This is a genomic window from Stenotrophomonas sp. MYb57, from assembly GCF_002966815.1.
GTDB lineage: Bacteria > Pseudomonadota > Gammaproteobacteria > Xanthomonadales > Xanthomonadaceae > Stenotrophomonas > Stenotrophomonas indicatrix.
On sequence record NZ_CP023271.1, the window covers coordinates 49,160 to 72,653 of the forward strand.

General features: G+C 67.7%; 21 protein-coding genes. 15 read left to right on the forward strand and 6 right to left on the reverse strand.

All coding sequences use genetic code 11. The features are described 5' to 3' along the window. From CLM74_RS00205 to CLM74_RS00230, 6 genes are all read left to right on the forward strand, one after another. The gene (locus tag CLM74_RS00205) at positions 1–1,284 is read left to right on the forward strand and encodes a TRAP transporter large permease (protein ID WP_025875489.1); all 1,284 of its coding nucleotides are present in this window, start codon (positions 1–3) and stop codon (positions 1,282–1,284) included. Between the two features lie 17 nt (positions 1,285–1,301). Further along, complete coding sequence (locus CLM74_RS00210; RefSeq protein ID WP_105163196.1) at positions 1,302–2,891, forward strand: family 43 glycosylhydrolase; 1,590 nt, start codon at positions 1,302–1,304, stop codon at positions 2,889–2,891. A gap of 38 nt (positions 2,892–2,929) precedes the next feature. Continuing rightward, positions 2,930–3,988 carry a LacI family DNA-binding transcriptional regulator gene (locus CLM74_RS00215; RefSeq protein WP_105163197.1) on the forward strand — a complete coding sequence of 353 codons (1,059 nt, stop codon included), beginning with the start codon at positions 2,930–2,932 and terminating at the stop codon, positions 3,986–3,988. Positions 3,989–4,230: 242 nt separating this feature from the next. Beyond that, positions 4,231–5,079 (forward strand): 5-dehydro-4-deoxy-D-glucuronate isomerase, encoded by an 849-nt coding sequence (kduI, locus tag CLM74_RS00220; RefSeq protein ID WP_032978442.1) that lies wholly within the window; start codon positions 4,231–4,233, stop codon positions 5,077–5,079. A gap of 82 nt (positions 5,080–5,161) precedes the next feature. Beyond that, complete coding sequence (gene kduD / locus CLM74_RS00225; RefSeq protein ID WP_033832661.1) at positions 5,162–5,917, forward strand: 2-dehydro-3-deoxy-D-gluconate 5-dehydrogenase KduD; 756 nt, start codon at positions 5,162–5,164, stop codon at positions 5,915–5,917. 102 nt (positions 5,918–6,019) lie between these two features. Continuing rightward, complete coding sequence (locus CLM74_RS00230) at positions 6,020–7,117, forward strand: GDSL-type esterase/lipase family protein (RefSeq protein WP_032978573.1); 1,098 nt, start codon at positions 6,020–6,022, stop codon at positions 7,115–7,117. 29 nt (positions 7,118–7,146) lie between these two features. Here CLM74_RS00230 and CLM74_RS00235 read toward each other — a convergent pair whose 3' ends face one another. Both CLM74_RS00235 and phhA read right to left on the reverse strand, forming a co-directional pair. Then, positions 7,147–7,797, reverse strand: a complete 651-nt coding sequence (locus CLM74_RS00235; protein ID WP_105163198.1) for a DUF4375 domain-containing protein — start codon at positions 7,795–7,797, stop codon at positions 7,147–7,149. 91 nt (positions 7,798–7,888) lie between these two features. Then, a complete protein-coding gene (gene phhA / locus CLM74_RS00240) occupies positions 7,889–8,782 on the reverse strand; it encodes a phenylalanine 4-monooxygenase (protein WP_025875475.1) in 894 nt (297 codons plus the stop codon). Positions 8,783–8,907: 125 nt separating this feature from the next. Between phhA and CLM74_RS00245 the strand changes: the two genes are divergently transcribed. Both CLM74_RS00245 and CLM74_RS00250 read left to right on the forward strand, forming a co-directional pair. Beyond that, positions 8,908–9,390, forward strand: a complete 483-nt coding sequence (locus tag CLM74_RS00245) for an Lrp/AsnC family transcriptional regulator (protein WP_105163199.1) — start codon at positions 8,908–8,910, stop codon at positions 9,388–9,390. Positions 9,391–9,497: 107 nt separating this feature from the next. Further along, the gene (locus CLM74_RS00250; RefSeq protein WP_105164908.1) at positions 9,498–11,501 is read left to right on the forward strand and encodes a hypothetical protein; all 2,004 of its coding nucleotides are present in this window, start codon (positions 9,498–9,500) and stop codon (positions 11,499–11,501) included. 27 nt (positions 11,502–11,528) lie between these two features. Here CLM74_RS00250 and CLM74_RS00255 read toward each other — a convergent pair whose 3' ends face one another. Both CLM74_RS00255 and CLM74_RS00260 read right to left on the reverse strand, forming a co-directional pair. Further along, positions 11,529–12,521: a patatin-like phospholipase family protein gene (locus CLM74_RS00255; protein WP_025875469.1), complete on the reverse strand. Its 993-nt coding sequence runs from the start codon at positions 12,519–12,521 to the stop codon at positions 11,529–11,531. A 208-nt stretch (positions 12,522–12,729) separates the two neighbouring features. Further along, positions 12,730–13,734 carry a TIGR00266 family protein gene (locus CLM74_RS00260; RefSeq protein WP_105163200.1) on the reverse strand — a complete coding sequence of 335 codons (1,005 nt, stop codon included), beginning with the start codon at positions 13,732–13,734 and terminating at the stop codon, positions 12,730–12,732. 159 nt (positions 13,735–13,893) lie between these two features. Between CLM74_RS00260 and CLM74_RS00265 the strand changes: the two genes are divergently transcribed. Beyond that, a complete protein-coding gene (locus CLM74_RS00265) occupies positions 13,894–16,164 on the forward strand; it encodes a TonB-dependent receptor (protein WP_032978438.1) in 2,271 nt (756 codons plus the stop codon). Between the two features lie 140 nt (positions 16,165–16,304). Here the strand turns inward: CLM74_RS00265 and CLM74_RS00270 are convergent, their stop codons facing one another. Continuing rightward, the gene (locus CLM74_RS00270) at positions 16,305–17,147 is read right to left on the reverse strand and encodes a phosphatase PAP2 family protein (RefSeq protein ID WP_025875465.1); all 843 of its coding nucleotides are present in this window, start codon (positions 17,145–17,147) and stop codon (positions 16,305–16,307) included. A gap of 233 nt (positions 17,148–17,380) precedes the next feature. Here CLM74_RS00270 and CLM74_RS00275 point away from each other — a divergent pair, with 233 nt between their 5' ends. Together CLM74_RS00275 and CLM74_RS00280 are read left to right on the forward strand one after the other, a co-directional pair. Next, on the forward strand, positions 17,381–18,259 hold the full coding sequence (locus tag CLM74_RS00275) for a hypothetical protein (protein WP_025875463.1): 879 nt from the start codon (positions 17,381–17,383) through the stop codon (positions 18,257–18,259). Positions 18,260–18,270: 11 nt separating this feature from the next. After that, positions 18,271–19,470 (forward strand): DUF4785 domain-containing protein, encoded by a 1,200-nt coding sequence (locus CLM74_RS00280; RefSeq protein WP_105164909.1) that lies wholly within the window; start codon positions 18,271–18,273, stop codon positions 19,468–19,470. A 46-nt stretch (positions 19,471–19,516) separates the two neighbouring features. Here CLM74_RS00280 and CLM74_RS00285 read toward each other — a convergent pair whose 3' ends face one another. Next, entirely contained in the window at positions 19,517–20,275 is a 759-nt protein-coding gene (locus tag CLM74_RS00285) for an ATP-binding cassette domain-containing protein (protein WP_234003488.1), read from the reverse strand. A gap of 215 nt (positions 20,276–20,490) precedes the next feature. On the opposite strand from CLM74_RS00285, the gene CLM74_RS00290 reads away from it, so the two are divergent. From CLM74_RS00290 to CLM74_RS00305, 4 genes are all read left to right on the forward strand, one after another. After that, positions 20,491–21,693 carry a fatty acid desaturase gene (locus tag CLM74_RS00290; RefSeq protein WP_025875457.1) on the forward strand — a complete coding sequence of 401 codons (1,203 nt, stop codon included), beginning with the start codon at positions 20,491–20,493 and terminating at the stop codon, positions 21,691–21,693. Continuing rightward, positions 21,690–22,025, forward strand: coding sequence for a hypothetical protein (locus CLM74_RS00295; RefSeq protein WP_105163201.1), 336 nt, complete (start codon positions 21,690–21,692; stop codon positions 22,023–22,025). Before CLM74_RS00290 ends, CLM74_RS00295 begins: the two co-directional genes overlap by 4 nt. Positions 22,026–22,044: 19 nt before the next feature. Beyond that, positions 22,045–22,857: a bifunctional DNA-formamidopyrimidine glycosylase/DNA-(apurinic or apyrimidinic site) lyase gene (gene mutM, locus CLM74_RS00300; RefSeq protein ID WP_105163202.1), complete on the forward strand. Its 813-nt coding sequence runs from the start codon at positions 22,045–22,047 to the stop codon at positions 22,855–22,857. Between the two features lie 69 nt (positions 22,858–22,926). After that, a complete protein-coding gene (locus CLM74_RS00305) occupies positions 22,927–23,493 on the forward strand; it encodes an ECF-type sigma factor (RefSeq protein WP_025875449.1) in 567 nt (188 codons plus the stop codon). The last annotated feature ends 1 nt before the right edge of the window (position 23,494 follow it).

Consider the following 23,494-nt stretch of genomic DNA (forward strand, 5'->3'; position numbering starts at 1 on the left):
ATGGGCATCACCATCCTGTTCTCTGTTTTTGCCGCGCTGCTGCTGTTGGGCGTGCCGGTGGCCTACGCGCTGGCCGCCGCTGCGCTGGCCACCCTGCTCTACCTGGACATTCCCAGCATCGTGCTGGTCCAGCAGATCTCCGCAGGTACCGGTTCGGCCTCGTTGATTGCCATTCCACTGTTCATCTTCGCTGGCGAGATCATGATGCGCGGCGGCATCTCCGAACGCCTGATCGCCCTGGCGTCATCGCTGGTCGGGCGCATGCGCGGCGGCCTGGGCCAGGTCTCGATCCTGTCCTCGCTGTTCTTCGGCGGTGTATCCGGCTCGGCCATCGCCGATGTGTCGGCGGTGGGCGGCACGATGATTCCGCAGATGGTCAAGCGTGGCTACGACCGCGATTTCGCGGTCAACGTCAGCATCACCGCTGCGCTGGTGGCGCTGCTGGTGCCGCCGTCGCACAACCTGATCCTGTTCTCGGCCGCCGCCGGTGGTGGCCTGTCGATCGCCGACCTGTTCGCCGCCGGCATCGTGCCGGCGCTGCTGATGACCCTGGCGTTGATGATCACCGGCTACGTGGTCGCGCGTCGCCGTGGTTATGGCGTGGAAGTGTTCCCGGGCTGGCGCGCGGTGCTGCTGCGCATCGTCTCCGCCCTGCCCGGCCTGGGTCTGGTGGCGCTGATCTTCGTGGGTATCCGCGCCGGCATCTTCACTGCGGTGGAAAGCGCGGCCATCGCCGTGGTCTACGCCCTGCTGGTCACCACCGTGCTGTACCGGCAGCTGCGCTGGCGTGAGTTCTTCGACACCGTCATCCATGCCGCGCGCAGCACCGGCGTGATCCTGTTCGTGATCGCCACCGCGGCGGTGTTCGGCTGGCTGCTGGCCTACCTGCAGGTGCCTGCGGCGGCGGTGGACTTCCTGCAGTCGTTCGCGCACAGCCAGTTCATGGTGCTGCTGATGATCGTGGTGATGCTGCTGCTGCTGGGCACCTTCATGGACCTGGCACCGATGATCCTGATCTGCACGCCGATCTTCCTGCCGGTGGCCAAGGCCTATGGCATCGATCCGATCCACTTCGGCCTGGTGCTGGTGCTGACCGGTGGCCTCGGCCTGGTCACGCCGCCGGTGGGCTCGGTGCTGTTCATCGGAACCGCCATCGGCAAGATCAGCGTCGGCCAGAGCATGCGCACGATCTGGCCGTTCTGGTTTGCCGCGCTGGGCGTGCTGCTGATCGTCACCTTCTTCCCGTCGCTGTCGCTGTGGCTGCCCGCCGCGCTGCGCGCCTGATGACCGGAGGAAATCACATGACACCGACGCTGCACCGCACTGCTGCAACCGCCCTGCTCGGCCTGCTGCTGGCCGCGCTGCCTGCCCTGGCTGCCGACCCCGCGCCCGCGCAGTGGAAGCGCGGCATCGAGCACCAGCGCCAGGGCGACCTTGGCAACGGTACCTTCCTCAACCCGGTGCTGGCCGGTGACAGGCCCGATCCGTCGGTGCTGAAGGACGGCGAGGATTACTACCTCACCCTGTCTTCGTTCGACGCCTACCCCGGCCTGCCGATCTGGCACTCGCGCGACCTGGTCAACTGGCAGCCGCTCGGCCATGCGATCACGCAGAACGTAGGCGCGATCTGGGCGCCGGACATCGTCAAGCACCAGGGCCGCTACTTCATCTACTTCCCGGCGCGCACCGGTGAGCGCCGCAGCAACTTCGTGGTCTGGGCCGATGACATCAAGGGCCCGTGGAGTGCGCCGATCGACATCGGCCTGGGCGGCTACATCGACCCCGGCCACGCGGTTGGCGAGGACGGCAAGCGCTACCTGTTCCTCAGCGGCGGCGACTACGTGCAGCTGGCCGATGACGGCCTGAGCGTGGTGGGTACGCCCAAGCATGTGTACGACGGCTGGCGCTACCCGGAAAGCTGGGACGTGGAGGCCTACGCGCAGGAAGGCCCGAAGGTCCACTTCCGCGATGGCTGGTACTACATGACCACTGCGGTGGGCGGCACCGCCGGCCCGCCGACCGGGCACATGGTGATCACCGCGCGCTCGCGCTCGATCCACGGCCCGTGGGTGAACGCGCCGAACAACCCGATCATGCGCACCCGGTCGGCCGCTGAACCATGGTGGTCGCGTGGCCACGCCACGGTGATCGAAGGCACCGATGGCCGCTGGTGGATGATGTACCACGGCTACGAGAACGGCTTCTGGACGCTGGGCCGGCAGGCGCTGCTGGAACCCATCGAATGGACCGCCGATGGCTGGTTCGTGGCCAAGGGCGGCGATCTCGGGCAGCCGCTGCGCAAGCCATCGGGCAGCGCGCTGGCACCGCACGGCATGGCCCTGTCCGATGCTTTCACCGGCCGTACGCTGGGCCCGCAGTGGGCGTTCTTCAACCCCGCACTGGATGAATACCGGCGCCTGCGCTTCAGCGGCGACGGCCTGGTGCTGCAGGGCAAGGGCAGCACGCCGCGCGATGCCTCGCCGCTGACGACCATTGCCGGGGATCCGGCCTACCAGTTCGAGGTGCAGATGGAGATCGCCCCCGGCGCGGTGGGCGGTGCCCTGCTGTTCTACAGCGACCGCCTGTATGTGGGCGTGGGCAGCAACGGCGAGCAGTTCGTCATGCACCGCTACGGCGAGGAGCGCCCCACCCGGCTGGCGGCCAGCGCCAAGGGCGGCCGGCTCTGGCTGCGGGTGACCAACAACCGCCACATCGTCACCATCCATTCCAGTGCCGATGGCCAGACCTGGCAGAAGTATCCGGTTCAGATGGAAGTGTCCGGTTACCATCACAATGTGGCCGGCAAGTTCCTGGCACTGAAACCGGCCCTGTATGCGGCCGGCAACGGTGCGGTAACCTTCCGCAGCTTCCGCTATCGCGCGCTGGACTGAGCGCGCGCTGGAATCCCCAGGCTTATCGGGTTCACTACATGTCAGTGCGCAACAAGAACGATGCCGCTAGGCCGGCATTGGCAAAGGGCAAGGCAGCCACGATCAACGACATCGCGCGACTGTCGGGTGTATCCAAGAAAACGGTTTCAAGGATCATCAACAACTCGCCTCTGGTGCGCAAGGACACGCGCGACAAGGTGGAAGCGTTGATGCGCGAAGTCGGCTACACCCCCGACCCGCTGGCCCGTGGCCTGGCCTTCCGCCGCTCGTTCCTGATCGGCATGGTCTACGACAACCCCACCGCGCAGTACATCGTGGACATGCAGTACGGCGCGCTGGATGCGCTGCGTGGCTCCAGCTTCGAACTGGTGGTGCACCCCTGCGACAGCCGCAGCCCGGGCTACATCGACGGCGTGCGCCGCTTCGCCCAGCAGCAGAAGCTGCATGGGGTGATCCTGGTGCCGCGTGCGTCCGAGGACCAGGCGCTGGCGGACATGCTGGACGAGATCGGCTGCCGCTTCACCCGCGTGGCTGCGCTGCCGCTGGATGAAACCTCGCAGATGGTGGTCACCCACGACCGCGACGGTGCCGCCGAAGCGGCCGATTACCTGCTTTCGCTGGGCCACCGTGACATCGCCCTGGTGACCGGCCCGAGTGCATACCGCTCGGCGCACGAACGCACCGCCGGCTTCATCGAGGCGCTGTCGCAGCGTGGCATCGAGCTGCCGAAGGATCGCATCATCGAGGCCGGCTACACCTTCGAATCGGGTGTGGCCGCCGCCGAGAAACTGCTGCTGGGCAAGCGCCGGCCGACGGCGATCTTCACCGGCAACGATGAAATGGCCGCCGGTATCTACAAGGTCGCGCTGCGTGCGGGCATCAACATTCCGCGCCAGCTGTCGATCGTCGGTTACGACGACAGCCCGCTGGCCTCGCGCCTGTGGCCGTCGCTGACCTCGGTGCGCCGGCATACCCGCGACACCGGCCGCACCGCTGCGGCCATGCTGATCCAGCCCGAAGGCCAGCCTGCGCTGCAGATCGCCAGCGTGCGCCCGCACCTGATCGTGCGCGATTCCTGCCAACCGCCCGAGGACTGATTCCGCAGGAATCAATCCTGTAGGTCACGACCGTTGGTCGTGACACCTTCACGGATCAGTCCGGTAGGTCACGACCAACGGTCGTGACACTCCACCCGCCCTCCCCCCATTGATCGCACCTGCCGATGCCGTCCAACCACCATCGTGCAGCGCAAAATGACACCGGTTTCCTGTCTGGCTAGAATCGACCGTGAACCGTGCCGGGGCCGAACCATCGGCCCGCCCCCTGCTCTGGAGAAGCCATGTACTGCAAGACCCATTACGCCACCCATCCCGACGCCATCAAGGGCGCCAGCAACGATCAGCTGCGCGAGCTGTACCTGCTCGATGGCCTGTTCAACGCCGATGCGGTGACCCTGAAGTACACCCACTACGAGCGCTTCGTGCTGGGCGGTGCGGCGCCGGTCAACGGCCCGCTGTCGCTGCCGGCGCAGACCGAACCGGCGTCGGCCGCTGGCCATCCGTTCCTGGAGCGTCGCGAGCTGGGCATCATCAACGTCGGCAGCGGCACCGGTACGGTCACCGTCGATGGCACCGTGTACACGCTGGGGCCGAAGGATGGCCTGTACGTGGCGATGGGCAGCAAGGACGTCGTCTTCGCTTCGCAGGACGCCGCCAACCCGGCGCAGTTCTACCTGGCCTCGACCCCGGCGCATGCGCGCTTTGAAACCAAGCAGCTGTCGATCAAGGACGCGGTGGCACTGGATCGCGGCGCGCTGGAAACCAGCAACGAGCGCACCATCTACCAGTACATCGTGCCGGCCACCTGCCAGTCCTCGCAGCTGCTGCTGGGCCTGACCGTGCTCAAGCCGGGCAGCGTCTGGAACACCATGCCGCCGCACCTGCACGACCGCCGCAGCGAGGTCTATTTCTACTTCGACCTGGGCGACAGCGACCGCGTCTACCACTTCATGGGCGAGCCGGACGCACAGCGCCACATCGTCATCCAGAACAACGAAGCGGTGGTGTCGCCGCCGTGGTCGATCCACATGGGCGCCGGCACCAGCAACTACGCCTTCATCTGGGCGATGGGTGGCGAGAACCTGGATTACACCGACATGCACGTGCTGGACATCTGCCAGCTCAAGTAAGCGCCGGGCGGCCACCGCGCACGCCGTGCCGGTGGCCACCTGCCCCGCATCACGCACGCCTCTACCAAGGAACGCATACGCAATGACCAATCCCTTCAGCCTGGAAGGAAAAGTCGCTCTGGTAACCGGTGGCAATACCGGCCTGGGCCAGGGCATCGCGGTGGCGCTGGCTGCCGCAGGCGCCGATGTCGCCGTGGCCGGCATCGCCCCGCCCACCGAAACGATCGAGAAGATCACCGCGCTGGGCCGCCGCTGCCTGGCGGTGGAAGCCAACCTGATCAGCATCGAGCCGGTCGAGCGCGTGGTGCGCGAAACGCTCGAAGGCCTGGGCGGGCTGGACATCCTGGTCAACAACGCCGGCCTGATCCGCCGCGCCGACGCAGTGGACTTCAGCGAGCAGGACTGGGACGACGTGATGAACGTCAACATCAAGTCGGCTTTCTTCATCTCGCAGGCCGCCGGCCGCCATTTCATCGCCCAGGGCAGCGGCAAGATCATCAACATCGCCTCGATGCTGTCGTTCCAGGGCGGCATCCGCGTACCGTCGTACACCGCCAGCAAGAGCGGCATCGCCGGCATCACCCGCCTGCTGGCCAACGAGTGGGCGGGCAAGGGCGTGAACATCAACGCGATCGCACCGGGCTACATGGCCACCGACAACACCGCCGCGCTGCGCGCCGACCAGGACCGCAACAAGGCGATCCTCGAGCGCATTCCGGCCGGCCGTTGGGGTACGCCGGAAGATCTGGCCGGCGCGGCGGTGTTCCTGGCCTCGTCGGCGTCGGATTACATCAACGGTGCGGTGTTGCCGGTCGATGGTGGCTGGCTGGCGCGGTAATGCTTGGTTTTCGGTAGTGCCGGCCACTGGCCGGCATTTCCACCGACGCTCAACGCATCCATGAAGTTGCCGGCCAGCGGCCGGCACTACCAGGGCCCGGCCATGCGGAAGCTGTTGTTGCTGTTGCTGCTGTCGAGCGCCGCCGCGCATGCGGCGCCGGTGCGGTTGTTCATTGCCGGTGACTCCACTGCGGCCGAATACGGGCCCGAGCGTGCGCCGCAGGCGGGGTGGGGCCAGGCGCTGCAGAGCTACCTGGATCCGGCGCGCTTCGAAGTGCGAAACCACGCCAAGGGTGGGCGCAGCACGCGCAGCTTCATCGACGAAGGACGCCTGGATGCCATTGGGCGCGAACTGCGTCGCGGCGATGTGCTGCTGATCCAGTTCGGCCACAACGATGCGAAGTTCGAAGACCGGACGCGTTATACCGATCCGGACAGTGACTACCCGCGGATGCTGATGCGCTACGTGCAGGTGGCGCGTGACAAGGGTGCCACGCCGGTGCTGGTCACGCCGGTGGCACGGCTGCTGTACGACTTCGGTTCGCTGCTGGATACGCACGCGCGTTACACGTTGGCGATGCAGCAACTGGCCACACGCGAGCACGTGGCACTGATCGACCTCAACGACCGCAGCATGCGCTGGATCCGCGCGCTGGGCGAGCAGGGTGCACGCCCGTACTTCCTGTTCGTGCCCGAGCAGAAGAAGGCCGACGGCACCCATTTCAGCGTGGCCGGTGCGAATGCCGTGGCGTGCCTGGTGCTGCGCGAGGCGGTGCAGGTTCTGCCGGCGCTGCAGCCTGCACTGGTGCGCGATATCGACTGCGATGTAATGGGGGTGGGGCAGGGCGGCGATCCTGCGCGTGCCTCGCAGGTGGTGCACGAAGACACGCTGGCGCGCGCACAACCGGGCCCACATGGCGGCGCCGGGCCGACCACGGCGTACCCGTTCTTCGCCGATGCGCAGGGCCTGCCGTTCGTGCTGCGCAAGCGCGTGCTGCACAAGGGCGCGGGCATCGGCCTGCATCCGCAGCACAAGGATGAGATCTACTACATCGTGAGCGGGCAGGGCAGCTATGTGCTGGACGGAAAACAGCACGACGTGCGTGCGGGGCATGCGTTGCTGACGCGCAAGGGCAGCAGCCATGCGCTGCAGCAGGTAGGTGATGAGGATCTGGTGGTACTGCTGGCGTATCCGCGGTAACTGAAACGCAGCCGAGCGTGCGCTCGGCTCTACAACGGCTCCGGGCCGAAATGCTTCAAACCCAACCGGGCCAAGTCTTCCGGCCGCGCGAAATACGCTTCATCGAAGGCATGCAGTGCCTCCTGCTCCTGCTCGGTCATCGCGCCATACAGGTCGGTCAGTTCCTTGATCGCCGGGTCGTCTTCCAGCCGGTCCAGCAGACCACGCATGCCGGCCAGGATCGCGTGCGTCTGCGTTGCGCCCATCGCCTGCAACGCGCGCAGCGCCAGCTGGCAGGTCGGGTCGCCCCAGTTGCACAGGAACTGCATGAAGCCGCCGTTGTTGATGTCCGCTTCCATCCGCCACAGCGCCACCAGCTGCTGGTCGTCATCGGACAGCGCATCAAGCGACCACGCGGCCGCCTTCAGGCGCGCCAGCGCGGCTTCATAGCGGTCATCCCACACCTGGTTCGGAACATCGACCACGCCGCGTTCCTGCGCCGGCAGCAGCGCGGGCCAGTTCACGCCCAGCCCATCGGTCGTGAGCACCCACTGCGCACGCTGTTCAGCCGTGGCCTCGAACAGCGCAGGCGCCCAGCGCAACGGCTGGCGGGTGCGGCGGCCATCGGCCAGGGTCATCAGGATGAAGTCGTCGTTGAAGGCGACGTCGGTTACGCGCAGCGAAGCAAATGCATCAGTCATGCCGTGCAGGATAGCGGAGACCCAGGATTGGCCCCCTAATCTTCAAAAGCTGCAGACGCTTTTGAAGTTTAGCCGGACCTCGGCTGTCGCCTCACACATCCCCACCATCAGCCCAGCCTTCGCCCGTACCCGCCTGGAACACGCGGTCGTCGGCCTGCACGTCACCGGCCGGCAGGTGCGCCTGGTCGGCCAGCGCGGCATAGATCGGGGTGAAGTCCGGCGACGTCGCCTGCATCAGCTGCTCGAAGCTGTCGATGACGAAGTAGGTCTTCTGGAAGGTGTCGATGCGGTAGCGCGTGCGCATGATCCGCTGCAGGTCGAAACCGATGCGGTTCGGTGCGGCCGACTCCAGCGAGTACAGCGATTCGCCCTTCGACGAGACGATGCCGGCACCGTAGATGCGCATGCCTTCGGGCGTGTCGATAAGGCCGAACTCCACCGTGTACCAGTACAGGCGGGTCAGGTTCTGCAGCGCCTCCGGGCCGATCGCATGTGCTTTGACGCCGCCGCGGCCGTAGGCCTCCATGTAGTTGGCGAACACCGGGTTCATCAGCAGCGGCACGTGGCCGAACAGGTCGTGGAACAGGTCCGGTTCGGCGATGTAGTCGATCTGGTCGGGGCGGCGGATCCACCATGTCACCGGGAAGCGGCGGTTGGCCAGGTGGTCGAAGAAATCCAGTTCCGGCAGCAGGCCTTCCACGCCGACCAGGGTCCAGCCGGTGGCCGCGCCCAGCACTTCATTGAGCTGGTCGAAGCGCGGGATCATGTGCGCGCTCATGCCCATCTCGTCCTGCGCATCCAGGAATTCCTGGCAGGCGCGGCCGACCAGCAGTTCGCGCTGGCGCTGGTACAGCGTGCTCCAGGTGGCGTGGTCGTCGGCGGTATAGGTGTCCCACGGCTGCTCGACGAGCGCGGTGGTGTACACCGGCACGTAGCCCTTGTCGGTCTGCTGGTGTTCGACGCGGCGGGGCTGGGCGAGGTCCATGGAAGACTCCTTGACGGGATACCCACGATGCTAGGGCAGGGGGCGCGCAACAGGGTTGCAAAAGTTGCGCGGATTGACCTTGTTGGCGCAATATCCTTGCGTACTCACCATGTTGCGGGGCAACAATGGCCGGAGAAGTCCAGTTCGATCGCACGGATATACGTCTGCTGGCTGAAATCCAGCGTGATGGTCGCGCCACCAACGCGGAGCTGGCGACGCGGGTGAACCTGTCGCCGTCGGCCTGCCTGCGCCGCCTGCAGCGGCTGGAAAGCGAAGGGGTGATCGTCGGCTATGGCGCGCGCCTGGAGCCCCGCCGGCTCGGTCTGGGGCTGCAGGCGTTCGTGCGCGTCCAGCTGGAAAAGCATGACCAGTCCGCGATCGGGCACTTCGTCGACAGCGTGCAGGCCTGGGATGAAGTGGTGGCCTGCCACGCCCTGACCGGCGACATGGACTATCTGCTGCATGTGTATGTGCGCGATCTGGAGCACTTTTCACGTTTCCTGCTGGACAGGCTGCTCAACGCCGGTGGCGTGGCCGATGCCAATTCCAGCTTCGTGCTGCGCACGGTGAAGGGTTTCCAGGCGTTGCCGTTGTCGCAGCTGGAATGAACCGGCGGCCGCGGTGATGTTTGACGGCGCGCGCGGGCTGGCCGAGCATCGTGGCCCGCGGCGGCCGTGCACACGCAGGCCGCGCAGTGATTCCCTCTGGCTCCGGCATGTCTGATACCCCATCCCCGACGTCTTCCCCGTTGTTCCTTCCGCTGCGCGAGCAGAGCCTGCTGCGGCACCTGAGCGACGGCACGCCGCCGGACACACCGCTGGAGCAGGCCGGCCTGCTGGTGGCCATGCTGTGCCGCCGGCAGAGGCCACCGGCCACCCAGCTGCAGCGGTTGCTGCACGACGCCTGTGCGCTGTTCGCCGCCGATGATGGCCCTGCTGCGCAGGCGCAGCTGGCGGCCAGCGCTGGACAGGACGCGCGGGCGCTGGAGGCGTGGCTGGGCGTGCTGGCCGCGCAGGACGTGCTGCTGGCACCGGACGAGGTGATGGAGGCGGTGCTGGCTGCATCGCCGGATGCGTATCCCGGCGCGGACTTCCAGACGGCGTGCAGGATCACCCTGGAAGAGCACACGATCCACTTTCCGGCGACATCGCTGGCCGAAGGCGATGACGAAGACGCCGGCGATGACGAACAGACAACGCATGCAACCCAGCACAACGGCCTGTTCACTTCCGAACAGGCACGCGTGCTGCGTGCGATCGCGGCCAATCCCGATGAATTGATCGACCTGCAGGCCTATGCCGGCACCGGCAAGGGCCATCTGGTGCTGGCGCTGCTGCAGGCTCGCCCGGGCCGTTATACCTACGTGGCGCCCACGCGTGGCCAGGTCGAGGCATTCCGCGCGCGGCTGCCGGCCGACGCCGGCACGCGCCTGCTGACCCAGATCGAGTTCGCCAACGCGATCGCCCGCCATGCCGCCGCCAACGGCCTGACTGGCGGTTTCGTACCGACCTACCGGCAGAGCACGCTGACCCTGCGCGAGGCGGCCACCCGCCTCGGCCTGCCGGCCATCGGTGCGCGCCGGCCGGACCAGATCCTGATGATCGCCCTGGACGCCATCAACCGGTGGTGCGCGTCGTCAGCGCCGAGCCTGCAGGCCTGGCATTTCCAGCGCTCGCTGGGCGCAGCGCAGCTGGAAGCCACGCCGTTCATCGCGGCCGCGGAGTTCGTCTGGCGTTGCATGTTCGATCCGGTGGTGCAGAAGGGCGGCTGCCTGCGCCTGGATGCCGGACACATCGGCAAATGGCTGGCCCTGCGTGCTGTGCCGCTGCCGGTGTCGCTGGGCATGGTGCTGGTCGATGAGGCGCACGATCTCAGCCCTGCATGGAAACAGCTGCTGGCCACCCACGCGCCCGGCGTGGTCAGCCTGGGCGATCCGCATCAGCGGCTGAGCGGACGCGTACAGCGCTGGTCATCGGCGAAAACGCTGGAGATGCACCAGTCGGTGCGGCAGGGGCGGCAGGTCGATGCGCTGGTCAACCAGTCACTGGCGTTGGACGATCTCGGTGAGCCGGCGCCTTTCGTGGGGGCCAGCGACCGCGCCACCGGCCTGCGCCGCTATGACGACTGGTCGGCGGTGCCCAGCACCGGCGCCCGCTTGTACGGCAGCCTGTGGCGGATGCTGCTGGAAGCCAACGAGCTGGTCGCGCGCGGCGCGCGCGTGCATCTGCATCCTGCGTCGCGGCAGGCGCTGTTGAAAGAGGTGGACGGTCCGATCGACGCCTGGCGCAGCGCCGCCGCTGGCGGCCCCGGACAACGCTGGGAAAGCTTCGTGCAGGTCTGTGCCAAGCGTGGACAGGCGGACATCCCTGCGCTGTTTGCCGGTGGCTTCGATGCTGCGGCGTTGCAGCGCCTGCTCGGGCAACTGGTCGATGCGGACGAGGCCAGCGTCGTGCTGTGCCTGGCCCAGCACGCCAAGAACCTGCAGTTCGCCACGGTGTCCATGGCGCCGTGCTGCTTCGACAGCGGCCATGATGCGCGCGCGCTGCACAGCCCGGTGCGCGCGGCCTACGTGGCGATCACCCGTGCCCAGCAACAGCTGTGGCTGCCGGGGGATGCGATGGAGCAGTTGCAGCTGAGCGCACAGCGGCATGACCGGGCGGTGGATGAGCGGCGCCGGCAGCGACGCCTGGCCAGTGGTTACCCACCACCGCGGCGCTGAGCGCGGCGGCCGTTCAAGCGCCGCGCGTCAGCACTTTTCCTTGCGGCCCATCAGCTTGCCCAGGCGCGAAGGCTCGTCGCACTTGGGCGCAGCCACCGGTGCCGGTGCCAATGCGGCGGCGCGGGCCTTCTGCAGCTGCTGGATCTTGGCGCGGATCTGCGGCATCGCCGCCATCGCGGCCTTCTCGCCTTCCAGGATGGCCGTGCCACGCTGGCTGAAATCGGCAGCACCGATGTCCAGCACCTTCGGCCGGATCACGATGTCGGCGCGCGCCAGTTCCTGCTCGCCCAGGCGCTGGCCCATGATCGAGATGGACTGGTTGACGATGCCGAGCATGCCGGTCGGTGCCTTGCCGCTGGCCTTGCTGGAGATGTCCACGGCGATCACGAACTCGGCACCGAGCTGTCGTGCGGCATCCACCGGCACCGGGCTGACCACGCCGCCGTCGATGTAGTTGCGGCCACCGATCTTCACCGGCTCGAACACGCCGGGGATGCTGCTGGAAGCACGCACCGCCTGGCCGACGTTGCCGCGCACGAAGATCGAACGCTCGCCGGTTTCCAGCTGGGTGGCGACGGCGGCGAACGGCTTCTTCAGGCGCTCGGCCGGGCGGTTGGCCACCTGTTCGTTGACGTAGTCCTGCAGCTTCTGGCCCTGCACCAGGCCACCGGAGAACAGGCGTACGTCGCGGATGCTGGCTTCATCCAGCGCCACCGCCTTGCTCTGCATCTGGAAGGCGTCCATGCCGCTGGCATACAGCGCGCCGACCACGCTGCCGGCACTGGTGCCGGACACCACCACCGGTTCGAAGCCGTTGGCCTCGAGCATCTTGATCACGCCGATGTGCGCAAAGCCCTTGGCCGCGCCGCCGCCGAGCGCGATGCCGATCTTCACCGGCTTGGCCTGCGGAACCACGGTGGGCTGCGCGGGCGGGGTGGGGCGGACCTCTTCACCACCGCAACCGGCCAGCAGGCCGAGCAGGGCGACGGACAGCAGCACGCGGGGGCGGAACAGGCTCATCGGCAGTGCGCTCGCGGCGCCGGATTCAGGAAAGGGCGCCAGCATACCGAAGGCGTGGCAGGCCGGGCAGGGTGGGCCGGCTCCCCATTCATGAAATCGCCTGCCGCCGACTGGGTAGTGCCGGCCGCTGGCCGGCAATCGCTGGGACGCATGGGTTGCCGGGGTTGCCGGCCAGCGGCCGGCACTACCAGCCGTACTGCCGGCCCGATCAGCCCAGCAGCGAACTCTCGCCGCGGCTCTTGCCGCCGCCCTGCGGCGCGGCCATCCACATGCGGCCGGCCAGGCGCGAGAACGGCAGCGACTGCAGCCAGACCTTGCCTGGCCCGGTCAGGGTGGCCAGGAACACGCCCTCGCCACCGAACAGCACGCTTCGGATGCCTTTGACCCGGCGCACGTCCATGTCCACGGTCGGGTGGTAGGCGACGATGCAGCCGGTATCGACGTCCAGGCGTTCGCCGGCGGCCAGCTCACGCTCGACCACGCAGCCGCCGGCATGGATGAACACCCAGCCATCGCCTTCAAGCTTCTGCATGATGAAGCCCTCGCCGCCGAACAGGCCGGTCATGATCTTGCGCTGGAACTGCACGCCGATCTGCACGCCGCGCGCGCCGGCCAGGAAGCTGTCCTTCTGGCAGATCAGGCGCCCGCCGTGCTGGTCCAGCTTCATCGCCAGCACGGTGCCGGGATAGGGCGCGGCGAAAGCGACCTTGCCGCGGCCCTGGCCGGTCTGCGTGTAGACGGTGGCAAACAGGCTTTCACCGGTCAGCACGCGCTTGCCGGCCGCCATCACCTTGTCCATGAAACCGCCACTCTGGCCACTGCGCGCGCCGCCGCCGAAGACGGTGTCCATCTGCACCGAGGCATCCTTGAACATCAGCGCGCCGGCCTCGGCCACCGCACCTTCGCCGGGATCCAGCTCGATTTCCACGAACTGCATTTCATGGCCGACGATGCGGAAGTCGATGCGGTCGGCGCGGCCACCGGTTGACGCTGCTGCGGCTGCAGGGGTGACTGCAGGCATCGGCGGCGGAGGCGCGGTGCCGGTGCCGGCCTGCTGCATCGCGGCGATTTCGGACACCGGTGTCCACCCTGTCATGCCCTGGCACCAGGCCAGCGCGCGCGGATTGGCCTGGGCGAAGCGGCGCGCGGCCTCCTCGTCGAACGGACCGACACGGTCGGCCTGGCCGGGAGCATGGAAGTACCACTGGGTCATCGCAGCAGGTCCGTTGCGGGGGAAAACCCCGAGTCTAGCGGCAGCGTCCGGCGGCGCGCGAGGCGGCCATGAACGATCGGCATTTGCGAGGGAGGTGCTGTATTGCAACAATTATCTGGTAGCGCCGTTTTACCACCCCTCCAAACACAGCCTACCGCCATGTCTCCGACCCGTACTTCCCGTGGCCGCTCTCCGGTCGCGCGCCCGCTCGTTGTCGCTCTTTCCGCCCTGCTGCCGCTGGTAGCAGCCGCCCAGGAAACCCCCGCCGCCAAGGATCCGGTCGCCCTCGATGCGCTGCAGGTGACTGCACAGCGTCGTGTCGAGAACGCCAAGGACGTGCCGGTTGCGATCAGCGCGATCCAGGGCGAAAAGCTCGATGTGCTCGGTTCGGCGGGCGATGACATCCGCTTCCTTGCTGCGCGCGTGCCGAGCCTCAACATCGAGTCGTCCTACGGCCGTGCCTTCCCGCGCTTCTACATCCGCGGCCTGGGCAATACCGATTTCGACCTCAATGCATCGCAGCCGGTCTCGCTGGTGTACGACGATGTGGTGCAGGAAAGCCCGCTGCTGAAGGGCTTCCCGCTGTTCGACCTGGCCGGCGTGGAAGTGCTGCGCGGCCCGCAGGGCACCCTGTTCGGGCGCAACACCCCGGCTGGCGTGGTCAAGTTCGATTCGGCGCGGCCGTCGCAGGATGCCGATGGCTACGTGCGCGTGGGCTATGGCAGCTACAACAGCTGGAACGTGCAGGGCGCCTACGGCGGCCCGCTGACCGACCGCTGGTCCGCACGCGTGTCGGCCATCTACCAGCGTCGTGACGACTGGGTCGACAACACCCGTGCCGGTGCGCCCAACAGTGGTTTTGAAGGCTATGACGAAGCCGCCGGCCGCGTGCAGTTCCTGTACGAAGGCGATGACTTCGAAGCGCTGTTCAACCTGCACAAGCGCAAGCTCAACGGCACCGCGCGCCTGTTCCGCGCCAACATCATCGAGAAGGGCGGCAACGCGCTGGTCGAGAACTTCGACCGCGACAAGGTCGCCAACGACGGCGTCAATTTCTCCGACCTGGAAACCTGGGGCGGCAGCGCGCGCCTGCAGTGGAACCTCGGTTCGGTGACCCTGCATTCGATCACCGGCTATGAGACCGCCGAATCGCTCAACCGCGGCGACATCGACGGTGGCTACGGCGCCGCGTTCCTCGGCGCAGGCAACTCCGGCCCGGGCCTGATTCCGTTCTCGTCCGAGTCGGCCGACGGCCTGCCGCACCACCGCCAGTGGACCCAGGAATTCCGCGTGGAATCCAACGAATGGGGCCGCTTCGATTGGCAGGCCGGCGTCTTCTACTTCGATGAAGACGTCACCATCAACAACTTCAACTACGACTCGCTGACCCCGGGCAACCCGCAGACCGGCCACGTCGTGCAGCAGCAGCGCAACAAGGCGTGGGCGGTGTTCGCCTCGGGCGACTTCGATGTTACCGACCGCTTCAAGCTGCGTGCCGGCGTGCGCTATACGCAGGACAAGAAGGACTTCAGCGCCAGTGTGCTGCAGGCCGTGCCGTTCGGCACCCCGGTCAGCGGTCCGTACCTGGCCAACACCGACGTCAACGACGTCAGCTGGGATGTCAGCGGCGTGTACAAGCTGACCGACAACGTCAATGCCTATGCACGCGTGGCCAAGGGCTTCCGCGCACCGTCGATCCAGGGTCGCCTGGCGTTCGCACCGGGCCTGTCGCAGGCCGATTCGGAGAAGGTGATTTCGTACGAAGCCGGCATCAAGGCCGACCTGTTCGAACGTCGTGCGCGCCTGGGCTTCAGCGTGTTCCGCTATGACGTGGACGGCCAGCAGCTGATTGCCGTCGGTGGCACCAACAACACCGCCACCCTGCTCAACGCCGACAAGACCATCGGCCAGGGCGTGGAGCTGGACCTGGAAGCCTACCTGGCCGACAACGTGCTGCTGACCTTCGGCAGCAGCTACAACGACACCGAGATCAAGGACAAGAACCTGGCGGTGGCGGTCTGTGGCGGCGGCTGCACCATCACCGACCCGACCACGGTCATCAATGGCGGCACCTATGCGCTGGTCAACGGCAATCCGCTGCCGCAGGCACCGAAGTGGATCCACAACGCGACCCTGCGCGTGGGCTTCCCGCTCAGCGATGGCAGCGAGCTGTATGCCTACACCGACTGGGCCTACCGCAGTGCGGTCAACTTCTTCATCTACGAGTCGCCGGAATTCCGCGGCCGCAGTTCGCTGGAAGGTGGCCTGCGCCTGGGCTACAACTGGGATTACGGCCAGTACGACGTGGCCGTGTTCGGCCGCAACCTGACCAACCAGACCCGCGTGGTCGGCGCGATCGACTTCAACAACCTGACCGGCTTCCTCAACGAGCCGCGTACCTGGGGTGTGGAGTTCACCGCGAAGTTCTGATGCGGTTGCAGCAGTAATGCAATGACGAAGGGCCGGCGCAATGCCGGCCGTTCTGTTTTTCGCGTCCGCCGGGCCCGGCGCTACCCATGCGTCGCGCCCGGTAGCGCCGGGCCATGCCCGGCGAGCGCAGCGGCGATGGATTACAAGGCGCTCTGCGGGCGCACCTTCAGCACGGCGTTCTCGGTGGCGCAGTCGCGGCTGGAATGCAGGCCGGCCTTGCGCGCAGCAGCGATCTCCCTGCGCGCGGCAAGCAGGTCGCTGTTGAACGCCGCGTTGTCATGCAGGCGGGCCACGGCGGCGGCGCCCATGAAGCGGCCTTCGAGGATGTCGCTCTGCCAGTGCACGTTGCACACCAGGCGGCTCTCGCCGTAGTTGCGGCCGCGCGCCTGGATGGCATCGGCGCGGTCCGGTGCGATCTCCGACAGGATCAATGCCCATGCCCAGCCGATCGAGGTATGGCCGGACGGGTAGGAGCCGTTGCTGCGCAGCCCCTCCTCATCCTTCGGCGAGCAGGTCGGCTCGCCGTTGACCATGAACGGACGGGGGCGCTGGTACGTGTTCTTGGCGGCCTTGGTGGCAGCACTGGCGTCGATGCGGCTGCGCTCCAGCAGGCGGTACAGGGCCGGGGTCTTCACTGCATCCACGTCGATGTCGGCGGCACAGGAAAAATGGTTGGCACCTTCCGGAAAGCCGAGTTCGGCATCGACGCCGGCCTGGGCGAAACGCGGGCTGCCGCGCAGCGCACGTGCTTCACGGCTGACCTGCTCGTCCAGCGCAAAGGCCGCCGAGCCGGCGGCCGGTGGTGCCGGCACCAGATCGATGCTGGCCGGCACTGCGGTCTTGTCCAGGTAGCCCACGGCCTTGGTGGTGACATTGGCTTCGACGGCGGTCGGTTTGCTGGTGGTGGTGGCGGCACAGCCGGCCAGCGACAACGCGATGGCCAGGCCCAGCAGCGGCCGGGCAGGGGGGAGGATCGACGACATGGGCAGACTCGGGCAGGGAACTCGCCGGCCATGATCGCAGCCTCGATTGCCGGCCGCAGCGTCCATCGGTCATACGGCCAGACCCGGCATGGTCCCGCTGCACTGGATGAAAACGGTCATCAATTGTCGGCAATCTGCTGAATCCGGGCGCAGCGCACGGACTTTCACGCGCTGCCGCCATGAGCATCAGGTCACAGCCGGGCCGGGGGGATCCGCTGAAAGGGAGAGACGCGATGCGCAGCACCGCAACAGGAAGTACCGTTCTGGCCCTGCTCCTTGGGGTGTCGACCGTACCGGCGCAGGCCGCCGATGTGTACGGCGTCGCCTTCGTGCACGGCACCGGCGCGCAGACCAATGCCACGCAGGACTACTGGCAGCCGGCGATCATCGACACCGTCCGCCAGGGCCTGCCGAACAGCAGCAACTACGTGGTCATCAACTGCGACTTCACCCAGTACATGTGGAAGCCGGAAGCGGCCGGCTGCCTGGCCAACCAGCTCACCGGCTTCATCGACAGCCGGGGCATCACCCAGCTGGTGGTGATCACCCATTCCAACGGCGGCAACGTGATGCGCTGGATCCTGTCCAACCCCACCTACGACAGCCGCTACCCGAAGATCATCAACCGGCTGCGCAAGGTCACTGCGCTGGCGCCCTCCTCGGCAGGTACGCCGCTGGCCGACGCCGTGCTCAACGGCAACACCTTCGAGACCTCGCTGGGCTGGCTGCTGGGCTACAAGAACGATGCCGTGCGCATGCAGCAGGTGGGACACATGGCCACCTACAACGCGCAGAACCTGTACGGCACCGCCGGCCGTCCGGCCCTGCCCAAGCCGTTCCGCGCAGTGGTCGGCAGCGATGTCGAATCGGCGGTGTGGGACAGCAACAGCTACTGCGGCGGCTACTCCGCCAATGTCGGCCTGGAGTTCACCCAGAACTGGCTGTCGTCGTGCTCGGACGGTTTCCTGGAGTGCAGCAGCCAGAAGGCGGCCGGCACGCTGTGGTTCACCGACAAGGCGCGCACCCAGGGCGCCGAGCCGCTCAGCCACAACCAGAGCCGCCGTGAGTGCTTCGGCCTCGGCGGCATCCTGCGCAACGACCTGACCCAGTGAGGGAGATGACCATGACGATCCATTCCACCTTGCTGGCTGCCGCCGTGCTGGCGGTCCTTTCCACTGCATCGGCGCAGGCCGCGCAGCCGCTGCGTGTTGCCGCTGGCGACCAGATTCCCGCCGGCCTGGTTGCCGCGCCGCTGCCGGCCGATGAAAGCGAGCACGCGCCGCTGGCCTTCGCCTGGGCGCTGGACCCGGCGCAACCCCTGCAGGCTCCCGGTCCCCAGGCCGCCATCAGCCGCAGCTACTGGCAGCAGGTCGACGCTGCCGAACTGCAGCGCGGCCTGGAGCTGCCCCTGAGCGCACCGGATGCGGTGATCCAGCTCAGCCCGGCGCCGGGCGCCCGCGCGCTGCCGGCCAGCTCGCTGCAGGTACGTGATCCGGCGGGGCGCAGCAGCATCGCGCGCAGTGTGGACACACGCCAGCTGCAGGATGCGGGCATGCCGGTCGGTGATGGCAGCAGCATGCTGCGCACCGGTACCACCAGCGCGGCCGGTGTTTACCGCCTGCAGAGTGCGCAGGCGCAGGGCCGCTATGTGGTGCAGGTGCTGGAGCCCAACAGCCCGCTGCGGTTGGAAGTGCAGGCCAGCCAGACGCAGGTGCTGGCCGGAGGCAACGTGCAGCTGCAGGCGCGTCTGCTGGAAGATGGTGCCAGCGCGGCGGCGTTGCGCACACGGCGTGACAGCCTCGGCGGTGAAGCGCTGCTGGTCGCACCCGATGGCCGCAGCTGGCCGCAGCGGTTGCTGCGCACCACCGATGGCAGCCTGCGTGCCCAGGTGAGGATTCCGGCCGAGGCCAGCAACACGCAGGGCCTGTGGGAACTGCAGGTGTTCGCCCAGGCCGACGGCGTGCTGCGCGATGGCAAGGTCGCCTTCGCGGTGGCCAGGCCGACTGCCCGCTTCGTCGGCCAGGCCATGCCCGATCCCTCCAGCCGCCAGGTCAGTCTGCCGTTGCAGGTGGCCGCCGCTGGCCGCTACGAGGCGCGCGGCACCCTGTATGCCACCGCAGCCAACGGCCAGTTGCAGCCGGTGGCGCAGGCGCATGCCGCAGCGTGGTTCGATGGCCCGGGCCGCGGCGCGCTGGTACTGCCCTTCGACCAGGCCGCGTTGCCTGCCGGCTTCGGTGCGCCCTATGAACTGCGCGACCTGCAGCTGCAGGACCAGAGCCGGATGGCACCGATCGAGTCGCGCGCGCTGGCGTTGCGGTTCTGAAGCAGGGCGTGGCGGGCCGGACGTCCGGCCCGCCACAGACGCGGTGTCACCCCGCGTACGCGGTCAGCCGTCCTTCCTGTTCCACCACCGTGATCGCGCCGCCGAACACGGCCGACAGCGGTTCGTCGCGCAGCAGCTCGGCGCGCGCTCCATCGGCCACCACGCGGCCGTCGCGCAGCAGCACCACGCGCTCGATCTCGGGAATCACTTCCTCGATGTGGTGGGTGACCAGCACCAGGGTGATGCCCTGCTGCGCAAGCACGCGCATGGTGGCGATCAACTGCTGGCGGGCTACCAGGTCCAGCCCGGTGGAGGGTTCATCCAGCAGCAGCGCCTGCGGCCGGTTGACCAGCGCGCGGGCGATCAGCACGCGGCGGGTCTCGCCGGCCGACAGTTCGGCGTAGGCACGCTCACGCAGGCCCGACGCACCGGTCATCGCCAGGGTCTCGCCCACCCGCGAGCGCATATCGGCGGTGACCTCGCGGAAGGCCGGCACCATGTAGCTGGCGAAGAACCCCGACAGCACCGCCTGCTCCACCGTCAGCCCCGGCATGTCAGCCAGGTTGCTGCTGAGATCGCCAGTGACGATGCCAAGTTGGGAACGCAGCCGGTCGACCTGCCAGCGGTTCTGCCCCAGCACCTTCACCGCCACCGTGCCGTCGGCCTGCGCCAGCGGGTACAGCTCGCGGGTGATCAGCTTGATGAAGGTGGACTTGCCACAGCCATTGGGGCCGAGCAGGGCGGTGTGCTGGCCCTGCGCGATGCGCAGGCTCAGCCCGTGCAGGACCTTCACCTGGCCGCGCATCACGCTGGCGCGGTCCAGTTCGATCAAGGGCGGCAGGTCCCCGGCGGATGGGGCGGGGTCTACGGCGCGGATGCGCGGATCAAGGGTCGACAACACGGGTCCCCAACTGTGAACGAAGCCACGGAATGGCGCTGCCAATCCAGCGGTGCAAGGTGCAGTTTGCAACGCAAACGCCCATGATGTCTTCCATACCTGTGTCGCTCTGGAGAGTCGCCATGCCTGATGCCCTGATGTCCCTGCTGACCGGTGGCGTACTGGGCCTGGGCTGGTGGCAGCTGGCCCTGGTGCTGCTGGTCTTCACCCAGCTCACGATCTTCTCGGTCACGCTCTACCTGCACCGCAGCCAGGCGCACCGGGGCGTGGACTTCCACCCGGTGGTCGCGCACTTCTTCCGCTTCTGGACCTGGCTGACCACCTCGATGATCACCAAGGAGTGGGTGGCGATCCATCGCAAGCACCACGCCAAGGTGGAAACCGAGGACGACCCGCACAGCCCCGTTACCCGTGGCATCGGCCAGGTGTTCTGGCGCGGCGTGGAGCTGTACCGCGAAGCACGCGGCATGCGTGAGGACATCGAACAGTACGGTCGCGGCACTCCGGACGACGCGATCGAGCGCCGCCTGTACACCCCGTATGCAACCCTCGGCCCGGTGCTGCTGTTTGCCATCAACACGGTGCTGTTCGGCCTGCCGGGCGTCGCCCTGTGGGCGATCCAGATGGCGTGGATCCCGTTCTGGGCCGCCGGGGTGGTCAATGGCCTGGGCCACTGGTGGGGCTATCGCAACTACGAGTCGGCCGACACCTCCACCAACCTGACGCCGTGGGCGTTCTGGATTGGTGGCGAGGAACTGCACAACAACCACCATGCGTTCCCCAGCTCGGCGCGATTTGCGATGCGGCGCTGGGAATTCGACATCGGCTGGAGTGCGATCCGCCTGCTGCAGGCATTGCGCCTGGCCAAGGTCCTGCGTGTCGCGCCGGCCATGGACGTGCGCCCGAACATCGCCGTGCCCGACGCCGATACCCTGAAGGCACTGCTGTCGCATCGCTTCCAGGCGATGACCGACTACCAGCGCAACGTGTTCATGCCGGCATTGCGCGAAGAAGCGCGATACGCGGGTGCAAAGCTGCGCCGGTTGCTGCCGCGCCGGCTGCGCCGTGGCCTGGTCAACGACGGCCGCTGGTTGAAGCCGGACAGCCGCGCCCAGCTCAGCGAATGGGTCGCCCAGCGCCCGCGCATCCGCACCCTGGTGGAATATCGCGCGCGCCTGGCAACGCTGCTGGAAGCACGCGGCCACGATGCCGCCGAGCGCCTGCGTCAACTGCAGGCCTGGTGCCGCGAGGCCGAGGAAAGCGGCATCGCCGCGCTGCAGGCCTATGCCGCGCGACTGAAGGGCTACACCCTGGTGGGCGGATGAGGGCTGCGCTGACGGCATTGCTGCTGGCCGCCGTGTGCGCACCTGCCGTGCAGGCCCAGGTCAGCGACACTGCCAGCTACCTGCAGCGCATGGACAGCGATGGCGACGGCAAGGTCAGTGAAGGCGAGTACCTGCAGTGGATGCTGTATGCCTTCGATCGCATGGACCGCAACGGCGATGGCGTGCTGACCGCCGACGAACTGCCCGGCGGCAAGGGCAGGGTCATCACCCGCGAACAGCAGCGGCAGGTGATCGTGCAGCGCTTCCACAAGCAGGACGCCAACGGTGACGGATTCCTGGATGCACGGGAACTGGCTGCACCGCCGCGCTGAGCGGGCATAGAATCGTCCCATGCCCGAACTACCCGAAGTAGAAACCACCCGCCGTGGCCTGGCGCCACACCTGCAGGGCCGCCGCGTGCACGGGGTGATCCTGCGCCGTGCCGACCTGCGTTGGCCGATTCCACCGGAAGTGGCCGAGCTGCTGCCCGGCCAGCGCATCGAAGAGGTGCGCCGCCGCGCCAAGTACCTGCTGCTGGATACCGCCATCGGCAGCGCCGTGCTGCACCTGGGCATGTCCGGCAGCCTGCGCGTGCTGCCCGGCGACACCCCGTTGCGCGCGCACGACCATGTGGACATCAGCCTGGACAACGGATGCCTGCTGCGCTTCAACGACCCGCGCCGCTTCGGCAGCCTGCTCTGGCAGCCGGCCGGCGAGATCCATCCGCTGCTGCAGGGGCTGGGCCCGGAGCCGCTGGACGACGCCTTCGACGGCGACTACCTGTTTGCCCGCAGCCGCGGCCGCAGCGCGCCGGTGAAGACCTTCCTGATGGACCAGGCGGTGGTGGTCGGGGTGGGCAACATCTACGCCGCCGAGAGCCTGTACAAGGCGGGGATAAGCCCGCTGCGCGAGGCCGGCAAGGTCACCCGCGAGCGCTATCGGCGGCTGGCCACGGCAGTGAAGGAAACGCTGGACTACGCCATCACCCGCGGTGGCACCACCCTGCGCGATTTCATCAGCCCCGACGGCGCGCCGGGCTACTTCGAGCAGGAGCTGCTGGTCTATGGCCGCGATGGCCTGCCGTGCCCCGGCTGCGGCCGCCCGCTCAAGCACGCCATGATCGGCCAGCGGGCAAGCGTGTGGTGCAGCCGCTGCCAGCGCTGAACGTCTTCATGCGCTGCACACGTGCAGCGCTATAGTCCAGCCGACATCCGCTGCGGGGGAGCGTTGGCGATGGACGAAGGCCCGGATATCACCGTATGGCTGGATGCTGCGCGCGGTGGCGACCGCGCCGCGCTCGACCGTGTGCTGACCACCCTGTACCAGGAACTGCACAGCATGGCCCGGCGGCAGCTGGCCGGGCAGCAGGGACGCACCCTGGATGCGACCTCGCTGGTCCACGAGTCCTACCTGAAACTGCTGGGCAGCCGCGGTGCGGCGCGCTTCGAGGACCGTGCGCACTTCTTCGCCTATGCGGCGTCGGCGATGCGCAGCGTGGTCGTCGATTACGCGCGCAACCGGCTGGCGCGCAAGCGCGGTGGCGACCTCAAGCGGGTGGCCGAGATTCCCGAGAACAGCAGCAGCGGCGTGCGCCTGGACGAGGATCTGCTGGCCCTCGATGTTGCATTGGAACGCCTGCAGGCCGTCGATGCGCACCTGGCCAAGGTGGTGGAGCTGCGCTACTTCGCCGGCTTGTCCGAACTGGAGATCGCCGAACTGAGCCAGCGATCGGAGCGCAGCATCCGCCGCGACTGGCAGAAAGCGCGGCTGTTCCTGCTGGCCGCGATGCGCAGCGACTGAG